Origin of the sequence: Thalassobius vesicularis, from assembly GCF_004799325.1 — a bacterium.
Classification (GTDB): Bacteria; Pseudomonadota; Alphaproteobacteria; order Rhodobacterales; family Rhodobacteraceae; genus Thalassobius; species Thalassobius vesicularis.
The window spans coordinates 16,349-29,193 of record NZ_SSMD01000013.1 but is presented as its reverse complement, the minus strand read 5'-3'; the positions used below and the strand labels follow the sequence as shown (position 1 = coordinate 29,193).

General features: G+C 66.5%; 9 protein-coding genes. All 9 read left to right on the top strand.

All coding sequences use genetic code 11. The features are described 5' to 3' along the window. The first annotated feature begins 30 nt into the window (after positions 1-30). The 9 genes from E7681_RS18170 (at position 31) to E7681_RS18130 (ending at position 12,844) form a co-directional block, all read left to right on the top strand. Positions 31-969, top strand: coding sequence for a phage tail tube protein (locus E7681_RS18170; RefSeq protein ID WP_136340683.1), 939 nt, complete (start codon positions 31-33; stop codon positions 967-969). Next, positions 969-1,328 carry a hypothetical protein gene (locus E7681_RS18165; RefSeq protein WP_136340682.1) on the top strand — a complete coding sequence of 120 codons (360 nt, stop codon included), beginning with the start codon at positions 969-971 and terminating at the stop codon, positions 1,326-1,328. Before E7681_RS18170 ends, E7681_RS18165 begins: the two co-directional genes overlap by 1 nt. Positions 1,329-1,423: 95 nt before the next feature. Then, positions 1,424-1,660, top strand: coding sequence for a DUF7697 family protein (locus tag E7681_RS18160; protein WP_136340681.1), 237 nt, complete (start codon positions 1,424-1,426; stop codon positions 1,658-1,660). 48 nt (positions 1,661-1,708) lie between these two features. Next, the gene (locus tag E7681_RS18155) at positions 1,709-4,177 is read left to right on the top strand and encodes a phage tail tape measure C-terminal domain-containing protein (RefSeq protein ID WP_136340680.1); all 2,469 of its coding nucleotides are present in this window, start codon (positions 1,709-1,711) and stop codon (positions 4,175-4,177) included. 44 nt (positions 4,178-4,221) lie between these two features. Then, positions 4,222-4,836, top strand: coding sequence for a hypothetical protein (locus tag E7681_RS18150; protein WP_136340679.1), 615 nt, complete (start codon positions 4,222-4,224; stop codon positions 4,834-4,836). Positions 4,837-4,848: 12 nt separating this feature from the next. Beyond that, positions 4,849-5,472 carry a hypothetical protein gene (locus E7681_RS18145; RefSeq protein ID WP_136340678.1) on the top strand — a complete coding sequence of 208 codons (624 nt, stop codon included), beginning with the start codon at positions 4,849-4,851 and terminating at the stop codon, positions 5,470-5,472. A gap of 50 nt (positions 5,473-5,522) precedes the next feature. Beyond that, positions 5,523-5,927, top strand: a complete 405-nt coding sequence (locus tag E7681_RS18140) for a DUF6950 family protein (protein WP_136340677.1) — start codon at positions 5,523-5,525, stop codon at positions 5,925-5,927. Between the two features lie 3 nt (positions 5,928-5,930). Then, positions 5,931-12,332 (top strand): phage tail protein, encoded by a 6,402-nt coding sequence (locus E7681_RS18135; RefSeq protein ID WP_136340676.1) that lies wholly within the window; start codon positions 5,931-5,933, stop codon positions 12,330-12,332. A gap of 2 nt (positions 12,333-12,334) precedes the next feature. Beyond that, on the top strand, positions 12,335-12,844 hold the full coding sequence (locus tag E7681_RS18130; RefSeq protein ID WP_136340675.1) for a hypothetical protein: 510 nt from the start codon (positions 12,335-12,337) through the stop codon (positions 12,842-12,844). Position 12,845 lies beyond the last annotated feature (1 nt).

Below are 12,845 nucleotides of genomic sequence, written 5' to 3'. Positions count from 1 at the left end.
CTAGCATTGTTTCCGGTACAGGAGAACACCATGGCACGAGCCCAGGGGGCGCGGGCGCAGATGGCGCTTGCGTTCGAGACGACGTATGGAACGCCGCCAGTGAGCGGCTACACCAAGATGCCTTTTGCCAGCACGACGCTTGGTGCAGAACAACCGCTGCAGACCTCGGAGCTTCTGGGATATGGCCGTGATCCGCAGGCCCCGATCAAGGATGCGGTAACGGCCGATGGCGACGTGGTCGTGCCTCTGGATGCCGAGGCCTTCGGCTTCTGGCTGAAGGCGGCTTTTGGCACCCCGACGACCACCGGCACAGGCCCCTATACCCATGAATTCCGCTCTGGAAACTGGGCGCTGCCGAGCTTCTCGGTTGAGACCGGCATGCCCGAAGTACCGCGCTTTGCGATGTATTCCGGCTGCATGGTGGATTCCTTGAGCTGGCAGATGGCGCGCTCAGGGCTGCTGACCGCGACGGTCAGCATCGCGGCACAAGGCGAGGCCATTGCGACGAGCACCGCTGCAGGAACGCCCGCCAATATCGTGCTGAAGCGCTTTGGCCACTTCAACGGGGCCATCACGCGTAACGGGGCCAATATCGGTAACGTTGTCTCTGCCGAACTTACTTATGCCAACAATCTCGACCGGATTGAGACGATCCGGGCGGATGGCAAGATCGATGGCGCGGATCCCTCGATAGCCGCGCTGACCGGCAATGTCGTCGTGCGCTTCGCCGATCAGACATTGGTGACCCAGGCCATCAATGGCGAGGCCTGCGAGTTGGAATTCTCCTACACGCTGCCCACCGGCGAGAGCCTGACCCTGACAGCCCATGCCGTTTATCTGCCGCGCCCCCGGATCGAAATCTCGGGCCCACAAGGTGTGCAGGCGACCTTTGACTGGCAGGCGGCCAGCGATCCGGTGGTGGGCCGGATGTGCACCGTGACCCTGACCAATGACCGCGAGGATTACTGATGCTGCGCCTGAACCTTTCCACTGAACCACGCTGGCTCGATCTTGGCCACGGAGTGCGACTTCTTGTAGAGCCGCTGACGACCGCCATCATGCTGGCCGCGCGGAGCGATCCAACGATCATCGCGGCGGCGGAAGCGGACCGCGCTTCATCCAATGATGATCTCGCGCGCATTGTCGCCAAAGCCGTCGCCCGAATTGTCGTGAAAGACTGGGACGGCGTCGGCAATGAAGATGGCCAGCCGCTCACTCTCACGGCCGAAGGCATCGACGCGCTTCTGGAACTCTGGCCGATCTTCGAGGCCTTTCAGACCAAATACATCGCGGGTGCGCTCATTCTGGACGCGGAAAAAAACGTCTGACCGCTCTCGCCGAGTGGGAATTCGGCGGGGGCGGTGAGTATTGCGCGGCCTGTTCGGGTGCATGCCCGGACTGCCCGGGCCGCCTCCATAAACCCGTGACCCTTGAGGGCTGGCAGGTCTGGGATCTGGTTCAACGCCTCGGCGGTCAGCTTCGGATTGCCGGCGGCATGAGCGGCGGTGGCGTTCTCGGCTGGGATATGGCTGCTGCCCTTCAGCTTGGGGCTGCGCTCGGGCTTTCGCCTCTCATACTCGCGGAACTCTTGCCACCCATCGAGGCGGTGATGGTGCGCAAGATCAACGAAACCCTGCAGGCCGGATCAGGCCTGACCTGACCTCGTTTCCATTGGGTACGAGGTGTTATCCCTTGAGGACGTCTTCCGATGGCAGAAAAGCGCGTTTCCGTCCGGCTTTCCGCGACTGGCGGGCGGCAGGTGCGTGCCGAATTGGAAGGTGTCGGCGAGGCTGGATCGCGCGGCTTCGGCCGTCTCAGCCGTGAGATGGATCAGGCCAATGCGCGCATGGCGGCTTTTGCCCGCCGGGCCCGGATTGCCGCCACCGCAGCCGCAACGGCCTTGGCCGGTGCCGTTGTCGCGATGACCCGGTCAACTGTTTCTGCTGCGAACGAAATCAACCAGCTTTCCCAGGTGGCCAATGCCACACCGGAGGTGTTCCAGCGCTGGTCGGCCGCCTCGGCCACGGTGGGGATCGAGCAGGAAAAACTCGCCGACATCCTGAAAGACGTGAACGATCGGGTGGGGGATTTCCTGCAGACGGGCGGTGGCCCGATGGCTGACTTTTTTGAGAACATTGCGCCCCGCGTCGGCGTCACTGCTGACCAGTTTGCGCGCCTCTCGGGGCCGGAAGCGCTACAACTCTATGTCTCGAGCCTCGAGCGCGCAGGTGTCAGCCAACAGGAGATGACCTTCTATCTCGAGGCCATGGCATCCGATGCCACGCGGCTCATTCCGCTTCTGCAAAACGGTGGGGCAGAGATGACCCGGCTCGGTGCGCAGGCGCAGGCGCTTGGAGCGGTGCTCGACGCCGATGCCATCGCCGCCATGCGCCGATCCGAGCTGGCCCTCGTGAGCATCGGGCAGGTCTTCACCGGCGTGCGCAACCGGATCGCCGTGGCGCTGGCGCCGACCTTGGAAGCCGCCGCGACGGCGTTTGACGCGTTGGCGTCTTCCACGAGCCCGATTGCCCAGGCCTTCGATGCCGTGCTGGCCAATCTCGACCGGCTGGCGGTCTACGCCGGAACCTTCGCCGCCTTCCTCGCCGGACGCTGGGTTGCTGCGATGGCGGCGGCTACCCTGTCGGTGCGCGGGCTCGCCACCACGCTGGTGGTTCTCAAAGGCGTGCTGATCCGCACCGGCATTGGCGCTCTGATCGTGGGGGCGGGGGAGCTCGTCTACTGGTTCACCCGTCTGACCGAGGGTGCCGGGGGCTTCGGAGAGACCATGCGGCTTCTGAAGGATGTTGTCGTCGAGGTCTGGGACCGGATCCAGCTCGGAGCAGCGGCGGCAGGGGCGCGGTCCGCGGCGATGTTTTATGACCTCAAATCCGATGCGGCCTCGGCCATGGCGTCGGCGATTGAAAGCGTGGTCGCCTTTGGCAATGTGGCGGCGAACACGTTTGAAGGGGCACTGCTGGCGGTCAGGGCGAGCTGGTCGCGCCTGCCGGAGGTAATCGGGGATCTGGCTTTTGTGGCCGCGAACCGGATGCTCGACGGGGTGGAGGCCATGCTGAACGGGGCGATCCGGCGCATCGATGCCTTTACGGGCCGGATCCGCGAGGCGCTGGCTGCCGTCGGGATTGAGACCACCTTTGGCGCGATCGGCGAGATCGATCTCGGCGATATAGCCAACCCGTTCGCCGGGGCCTCTGCCGAGGCCGGGACATCTGCCGCCGAGGCCTTCCGGCGGGCGTTTGAAGACACCCCGCTGACGGTTCCGGATCTGGGACTGGAGGGGATTGCTGCCGAGGCGCTGGCCACGGCCGGCCGGTTCCGGCAGGCGGCGGAGGATCTGATTGCCGCTGGAAAACTGCCGCTGGAAGCCTGGCAGGCGCTCAGGGAGGCGGTCACCGGGGCCGGCGGGGCGGGAACAGCTGCGCTTGATGCGGCGGCGGCCTCTGCCGACAAGGTGACCGGGGCGCTCGGGCGCGCAGGGGGAGCTGCAAAGGGGGCGAAGGCCGAGCTGACAGGGTTTGCCGCGGTTCAGAAAAGCCTGAGTGCGTATGCCAGGGACGCGATGAACTGGGGCAAGGGGCTGGGCGAGACGCTGGTCTCGGCCTTTCAGGGGGCGGAGACGGCGCTGCGGGGTTTTGTCGAAGGCGGCAAGCTCGACTTCCGGTCACTGATCCGCTCGATGATAGCCGATCTTGCGATGCTGGCGATCCGGCGCAATATCCTGGGCCCCCTTGCCACGGCACTTGTGGGCGTGTTTGGCGGGGGCGGGTCGGGGCTGGTGACAGCGGCGGTCTCGCATACGGGCGGGATGGCGGGGATGTCCGGGGTCACGCGGTCTGTGCCGGCGGCGGTCTTTGCCGGCGCCCCGCGTCTGCATGGCGGGGGCTGGGCCGGGCTGCGGCCGGACGAGGTGCCGACGATCCTGCAACGGGGCGAGCGGGTGCTCTCGCGCCGGGAGGTGGCGCAGGGCGCGGCTGCATCGGCCGGGGCGGTCGATGTGCGGGTCTGGGTGGATCAGGGCGGCAGCTGGCAGGCGGCGGTGGAGCGGATCAGCGGCACTGTTGCGGCCGGCGTGATGCAGGCGGGGCTCCGGCAGTATGATCGGGAGGTTCTGCCGGCGCGGGTCGGGGCGATCAGTGCCGATCCCCGGAGGGTGGGCTGATGGCGCTGAGTTATCCGCTCGACCGGGATGACTTTCTGGGCGTCTTGCGGATCCGGAGCTTCAGCCTGGAGCTGGGGGAGCGGATGGAGGTCTCAGGGCTGGCGGACGGGTCCGTGCTGCGCGATCAGCTGGGACCGCGGCTCTGGCGCGGGCGGGTGGAGCTGCACCCGGCACCGTTTGCCCAGGCCCGGGCCATGGCGGCACGGCTGGCGCTGTTGCAGGAGCCGGGGCGCAGCTTTCTGGCCTGGCCGGTAGATCAGGCCGGGCCGGCGCGGGACCCCAAGGGGACACTGCTGGGCGCGGCAGCCCCTCAGATTGCCAGCCTCGCGCCGGATGCGCGGGAATTGTCGCTCTCGGGCCTGCCTGCGGGCTATGAGCTGAGCTGCGGTGACGGGCTGAGCTTTCTCTATGGCAGCGATCCGGTGCGCCATGCTTTCCACCGCATTGTCACCGGGTCCGTTGTGGCCGACGGGACGGGAGCGACCTCTGAGTTCGAAGTGGTCCCGTCGCTGCGGGCCGGGGCTGCCATTGGCGCGCCGGTCACGCTGCTGCGCCCGGCCTTCAAGGCGGTGCTGCTGCCCGGCACGGTCACGGCGGGCAGTTCGGAACGCATGCGCACGGGCGGGGCGTCCTTCGAGTTCATTCAGACCCTCAGATAGGAGAGCCTTGTCATGCGGGCCATGACCTCACCGGTTCTTGCGCGGCTGGCGGCGCGCGAGGGGATTTGCGCGCGCGTGCTGCTCTGGGTGAAAGCCCGGGAGCGCGACAGCGGGGCTGAGGCCTGCCTCGGGCTCTGGTCGGGCGAGGATCATGCGGTCTTCGTGATCGGCGGGGAGAGCCGGAGCTATTTTGGCGCCGGCGGGCTGATCTCGATGCCGCCTCTGACCTCGGAGGTAGGACTGAACGTGCGCAGCCACCGGCTGGTGCTCTCGCCGCTGGCGCCGGAGGTGAGCCAGCTCATCCGTGGCTATGATCCGCGTCTCGCGCCTGTCGAGATCCATGTGGCCAGTTTTGATCCCGCCACCGGGGCGCTGCTGGCCGAGCCTGCGCGGGTGTTCCGGGGGGTGATCAACACGGTCACGGTGGAAACCCCGCCCGAGGGTGGCGAGGCGCGGGTCGAGCTGGAGCTGCTGAGCGCGGCCCAGGCGCTCACCCGCACGCTGGCTCTCAAGAAATCCGCGGAAACCCTGCGCCTGCGCGCGCCCGCAGATGGGTTCCGCCAGTATATCGCCGTCACCGGCGCTGTGGAGACGGTCTGGGGCGAGGCGCGCGCCACCCGGCCCGCGGACAGCTGACCCTGCGCGCATCACACGCCCTGACATTCCTCACTCTCGGAGAGATCCCGATGACCCGTTTGCCCGACTGGACCCCGCGCCTTGTGCGCTGGCTCGCCCTTGCTGCGCCGCGCCCCTTTGTGCCGGGCACGCATGATTGCGCGCTGTTTCTGGCGGGCGCGGTGGAAGCGATGACCGGGGTGGATTATGCCGCCTCCTACAGGGGGCGCTATACCACCCTGCGCGGGGGGCTGCGCATCCTGCGCCGGGACGGGTTTGCCGATCACATCGCGCTGGCTGCGCATCATCTGCCGGAGATCTCCCCGGCTGCGGCCCGCCCTGGGGACGGGGTAGTGGTGGAGACGCCGGATGGCCCGGCGCTGGGGCTGCATCAGGGCGAGGCGGTCTGGGTGCTGAGCCCCCAGCGTCTGGCGCTGGTCCCTGCCGAGCGGGTGATCCGCGCCTTCGGGGTCTGAGCCATGCCCCAGGTTGGTGCATTCTTTGCGGGCATGTTCTCGGCCGCAGCCCCGGCGATCGGGTCGGCCACGTTCGGGGCCTGGGCGGCAGGCGCAGGGGTGTCGGGCTTTCTCACCACGACGGTGCTGGGCCGGCTTCTGAGCACGGTGGCGCTGACGGCGCTGTCGCGCGCACTTGCTCCCAAACCCACGGTGCCGGGGATCCGGACGACGCAGACCCTGACCGGGGGCGTGACACCGGCGAGCTTCATTCTGGGGCGCTATGCCACCGAAGGCCAGCTGGTCTGCCCGCCGATGAGCCACGGGCGCGATGGCGGCACGCCGAATGCTTACCTGACCTATGTGATCGAGCTTGGGGATGTGCCGGGTCAGACCCTGGAAGGGGTCATCGTTGATGGCCGTGCCTGTGTGCCGGATCTGGACAATCCGCATGCGGATTACGGCTTTCCGCTGCCGGAGCTCAGTGAGAGCCGGACCCGGACGCAGGTGGTGGGCAGTGATCCGGTGGATGGCTATCCGATCTATGACGAGGTCACGACCGAGACTCCCACGGCCTGGGTTCGGTATTACGACGGCACGCAGGTCGCGGCCGATCCGATGCTGACGGACCGGTATGGCGATTATCCCGAACGGCCATGGACGGCGGACATGGTGGGGACGGGGATCTGCTATGCGATCCTGACCTTCCGGCTGGCCCGGGCGATCTACACGGGCTTTCCACAGGTGCGCTTCGTGCTGGGGGGCATTCCGCTTTATGATCCGCGCGCTGATGACACGGCCGGCGGCGCCGGTCCCCAGCGCCGGGAGGACCCCGCCACCTGGACCCCTTCTGAAAACCCCGCCGTGCAGGTCTACAATATCCTGCGGGGCATTGCCCTGCCGGGCGGTCATGTCTGGGGCGGGGATATGGCGGCGGAGGATCTGCCGGCCGGGAGCTGGTTTGCCGCGATGACGGCGGCGGATGCGCCGGTGGCGCTCGACGAGGAAGGTGCCAGCGAGCCGGCCTGGCGCAGTGCTTACGAGGTCTTTGTTGCCGATGAGCCGGCCGGGGTGATCGAGGAACTGCTCAAGCCCTGTTCGGGTCAGCTTGCGGAGATCGGGGGCGTGTGGAAGATCCGCCTCGGGGGACCGGGCCTTCCGGTCTTCTTCTTCAGCGATGCGGATGTGAACATCTCCGACAGCCAGCAGTTCGATCCCTTCCCGGCGCTGGCGGACACCTATAATGGTGTGCATGCGAGCTATCCCGATCCCGATGCGCTCTGGAACAGCGTCGATGCGCCGCCGCGTTATGATGCCGGCTCCGAGGCGGCCGACGGACACCGGCGCCTCATCGCCGATCTGAGCCTGCCGGCCTGTCCCTATGCCAATCAGGTGCAGCGGGTGATGCGGGCTTATCTTGAAGAAGAGCGGCGCATGCGGCGTCATGTTCTGACGCTGGCGCCCGAGGCCATTCCGCTCGAGCCGCTCGATGCGGTGGCCTGGAGCTCGGCGCGCAATGGCTATGAGGCGAAGATCTTCGAGGTGGTCACGATCGTCGATCCGCTGGTCACCTCGAAACCTCAGCTCAGTCTGCGCGAGCGCGATCCGGCCGATTATGACTGGCAGCCGGGGTTTGCGCTGCCGGTCAGCCTGCCGAGCCCGGCCACGGTGCCGGCGCGGCCCCTCAGTGTCGGTCTGTGGTCGGTGGCGCCGACCAGCCTGCGCGGCGCCGATGGCACGGCGCGTCGTCCCGGGCTCTTGCTGAGCTGGCAGGGGGCGGATCGCGATGAGGCGGCGGGCCTGCGCTACCGGGTGCGGCTGGCGGCCACGCAGGAGGTGGTGGCCACGGGCCAGACCGAGGATGCGGCCGAGGGGGCGCGGGTGATCTCGGAGGGAGTGCTGCCGGACACGGACTATCAGGTCCGGGTGGCCTGGGCCGCGCGGGACGGGCGCGAGTGCCTCTGGTCGGACTGGGCTGCGGTCACGACGCCCGACACGCGGCTGGCCCCGCCGGATCTCGATCCGGGCGTGCAGGGCGCGCTCAGCGATGCGGTCAGTGCGCGGGCCGATCTCGATGCGCTGACGGATGGCTATACCGGCACGCTGGCGGGGACGGTTGCGGGGTTTGACGGGGTGATTGCGGGTCTTGAGGCCACGCTGGCGTCTGTCTCGGGGGATCTGACGGATCTCTCCGGCGCCTATGGCGCGCTCACCACCGGTTTTGCCGGCACACTTTCGGCGGCCGTCGGGGATCTTGCCGCTCAGATCGGCGGGCTTGATCAGGCGGTGCTCGATGCGCGCGCCGAGGCCGCAGCGGCAATTGCGCCGCTTGGCGCAACCGTACCGCGCGCGCCATATACGAACTGGACCAGGGACAGCACGAACACGGCTGCGCCGGCCAGGCGGATTGCGCAGGATTCGTGGCGCTTCAAGGACGATGACGCTGTGTTTGGCGATTGTTGTGAGCTTGGCCCGACCAACACCACGATCGGCAACGCCTATCCTGCGGAGTTTGATCCGAACGCGATCTATCGTCTTGATGTGACGTTCCGCGTCACGGATGACGGAACGCTCGGAGGTGTGGACTGGCGCGTCGGCCTTACCACGTTCGATGGCGCCACCTGTCTTGAATCCAACACTCAGACAGCCACCGCGTCATCGACCGTCGCAGACGGTATTGTGCGCGCAGGCGTCTACATCTCGGCAGACCTGGCGAAGATGCAGGCGGCCGAGCTGGTGAACACGCTGCATGCCTCTCTGTCGGGCACCGCGAACAAGGCCTTTTTCCACTTCCGCGCAAACGTGTCTGGCAATACGGACGGTCTGGCGCGCGTGGCCTCCTTCGAGCTGCGCGACGTCACCACGGCCATAGACGCTGCGAACACGGTGCGCACGACCCTGGCGGCCAGCATTGACGGCGTCTCTTCGGATCTGAGCACGAACCATTACACGATTGCGGCGGCGAATAGCGCGATCGCGGCAGCAACGACCACGCTGAAGGCCGAGATGGAAGGGCCGACAGGGTCTGTCGGCACGCTCACTGCGTCTCTTGCGAGCGACTACTACACAAGCGCCCAGGTTGATGGCGAGATCAGTTCTGCCGTGTCTGCGGCACAAATGACGTTGCAGTCGATGATCGACGGCGTTTCCTCGAACCTGACCACGACCTATTACACCAGCGCTGAAACCGACAGCGCAATCGCGGGTCAGATCACCAGCTACAACGCCCAGCTGACCGACCCTGCCGGTGCGCTGGGTTCCCTGTCTGCCGATCTGACGAGCAATTACCTGACCAGCGCTGAGACCGGGGAGGCGATCGCCGTCGCCGTCCAGCGCCTGGCCGCGCGCTCTGAGCGGCGTATCATGGGCGCTGGTCTCTGTCTGCCCCAGATCTGCATGATCGCAGGCGTCTACGAGTTTGCTGCCTTTGAAGATGGCACGGTTGTCTACAAGAACGATGTTCCCGTTCTGACGCTGAACCGCGGCGATCTCCTGCCGCTGACCTGCGCGCGCGGCGACCGGTTCACCAGCGACAAGCCGTTCACGGGCTCGTTCTCGGCAAACCCCGGTTACGGCACGCAGCTTGTCTCGGAAGGCATGAGCGGCGTTCGGTTCTCGCACTCGTTCACCCGCGACACGCCCGTGACGACCACGATCTATCCACTGGCCTCGGGCAAGTATCGCTCTCGCATCAGCACCACCGACGATGCCGATCTGAGCGCGGCGTCCTGGATCGACATGACCGCCGGAACGCTGATCGACCTGGCGGACAGCACGACCGGCACGGTCTTCGTTCATATCGAGGCGACGGCCAGCATTCTGGTGCACCGCCGCGGTGGCGGGACGTCTGACGGCGAAGCCATCAGCCCGGCAGCCCCGGAGATCATGCTGCTCAATGACTGGCCGTCGATGATTGCACCGCCCGTCGGGGTGGTCGTTCAGAACTCCGGCGCCTATTATGCCTCCAGCGACGGGGAAACCCTGATCTGGGGCTTTGCAGCCGGCGACGGTGCTGGCAGCGACGCGGAAACACATATGCCGGTCGCGGCCTGTGGCGATGAATATTGCCTGGCCCAGACCGGGATCGCCGACTATTTCCTGGCCACGATGGACCAGCCTTCGGTGATCACCGTCACCGACCGGACCGGGACGATGATCGGTACACATGCGCTGGCGGCTTTCGATACGCTGCAGATCGGTCTGGAAAGCGGTGCGGGGGCTCAGATCAGTTCTGAGGGGCCGTTCTACTTCAGCGGCAGCGCACCGTTCTTTCTGCGTGCCAACAAAACCTCGGACGAGTTTGTCGCGGTGGGCTACCGGCGCGCCGCACGTCAGGAGGTGGAAAGTGCGGCATTGACGGGCGCGATCAATGATATCCGCAATCTTGAGACCAATGCGCTGACGGGTACGGCTTTTGCGACGATGTTGCAGGCGCTGCAGGTCGATGCGGCCGGCAATTCGGCCTTCGTGTCACTGTCCGGAACAGCGCTGGCCAATCTGGAGGGCTATCTGGCGGCCAGTGCATCGCTGACAGCGGAGCTCTCAGGTGGTCAGATCGCGGGGCTGCGCGCGACGGTCTATGACGGGGCCGGAGGGGCAAGTCCGGGTGCGCTTCTCGAGCTCATCGGGGATACGGTTATTGCACCGGGTACGATCTCGACGAGCCGTCTCGTGGTGTCGGATCTGACGAACTTTGCGGCCGGTTGCGACTTTGAAACCGATGCCGGCATTCCCTTCGATGTCGCGGCGGCCGGGTTCGTGCTGGACGACACGGTCTGTTATACCGGCGCACGGTCGCTCAGGATCAGTCATGCAGCGGTCACGGCGCCCTTCTACAACGACATGATCGTCTCCCCGGGCTCAGAGATCCATGCGGAGCTCCACGCCCGGAAATCCCCTGACTGGGATGGGGACGGGGCCAATGCGAAGCTGCGCTTTGGTAATAACACAACAGGTGCAAACAGCTATGTTGCGGCGATCCCGCTTGGGGCGGGAGACTTCAGTGCCGCTGACAGCTGGGAGCGCAAAACGCTGGTCGTCACCGTGCCGGCGGGCTGTACGCGCCTGAGCGTGAGCCTCATGTTCGCCAGTGCGGCGGCCAGTGCCGGCAGCATCTGGCTCGATGACATCGTCATCCGTCACAGAAACGGCGGTGAGCTCATCGTGGATGGCGCAATCACCGGGGATCATGTCGCAAGCCAGACGCTGAGCTCGGAGCATGTTCTGGCCGGGGGGATCTCTGCGGACAGGCTGGCGATCGGTATGGGCGGCAACCTGATCGAGGATCCGGTCTGGGCCACGGGGCTCGAGGGTGTTGGCAGCTGGACGGGAAATGCGGCGGTCGGTGCCGAAACCCAAGTCGGTCTGCGCGCGCCGGGGCAGTGGGCGGGGGTGAACTTCCCGACCATGATGATCTTCCAGAACGGTACGACGGTTGCGGATTATTACCTCTATCTCAAACGGGTAGGTGCGGGCTATGGCAATGGCCAGTGTTTCCCGGTTGAGCCCGGGCAATGGTATGATGGCAGTGCGCATGTCTCCACGCATCGCTGTGGTGGTCAGTTGCAGATCCGCTGGCGCGATGGCTCCGGCACCGATCTGGGTGGGCCTGCGAGCGTGGAGCTCAGCAACAATCTTGCGGGCTCTTCCGGCAATCCTGATGCATGGACGCGCTATGGCGTGAGGGGGCATGCGCCGTCGGGCGCGGTGATGGGGCAGGTCGTGCTGCGCAAATACGGCACCAATCCGGGGGAGGCGAACAGCTACGTCTTTGTGCACAAACCGATGCTGGCGCAGACCCATGCCCATGCCACGGCCTCGCCACCCTGGTCCCCCGGCGGTCAGACCACGATTGCCGGGGATCAGATCCGCACCGGGGCGATCCGGTCCGCCAACTTCGTCTCAGGCGTGGCGGGCTGGAGCATCGACACCGTCGGCAATGCCGAGTTCAACAGCCTGATTACCCGTGGCGCGCTGATCGATGGCGCCGCCTCGGACGGGGGCGCGATCGTGGCTCATGCCGGCGGTGTGGTCGCGGTGCAGAATACCGTGGCGGCGGTTCTGGCCACGGGCCCGCTGCAGCACGGGCAGCTCTGGCAGATCGGCGTGATGTCGGAATACCGGCGCCATTCAAGCTACAGCTACGAGGCCAAGACCACCGTGACGGTGAACGTGGAAACGCGGTTCCGGGTGCAGACGCGCGTGAAGAGCGCAGGGGTCTGGTCGGGCTGGGCCACGGAGTTCACCGCCCCTTACAGCTCGGGCCCGGTCTGGACGTCGGACAATTACCTCTTCAGCCGGATGGGAAGTTTTGAAGATATGGAAATCCGGCTGCTTTGCGAGCTCTCGGCCACGCCGGATCCGGCCACTCCGGGCCAGAGCAATATCCGCAATGCCTCGGTCTTTGCCCGGGCGCTGGAGCGTTAGACATGCCTGTCTTCGTCAAACTCGATGCGGCCGGTCTGGTGACCGGGGTGCTGCGCCATGCGGCGCGCCCGGGGCCGGACTGGCTGGAAGTGGTGCCGGCCCGGGATCAGGAGGTCCCGGCGCAGGTGGTGATGCAGGCCGATGGGGTGGAGGTTCTCGAGGAGGCGCATGTGCTGGCCTTCGTGGCCCCGCCCGGAACGATCGGGCTGCGGGATGGGCCTGCCGGTCTGGTGCGCCTGTCGCGCATGCGTGCTGAGGGCGACGAGCTGGTGTCCCGGCCACTTCCCGGCGTGCTGACCGAAGAGGCGGGGGGCTGGCGGATCACCGAGCTGCCTCAGGGCGCTCAGGTCGAGATCCATGATCTGAGCGGCGGCGAGGTGCTGGCGCGGGTCATGCCGGAGGGGGGCGGGGCGGAGGTCAGCTTCTCTCTGACAGATCCCGGGCGCTACGCGGTCGAGATCACGGCACCGGCGCCCTACCTGCCGGTCACCCATCTGATGGAGGTTCCCTGAC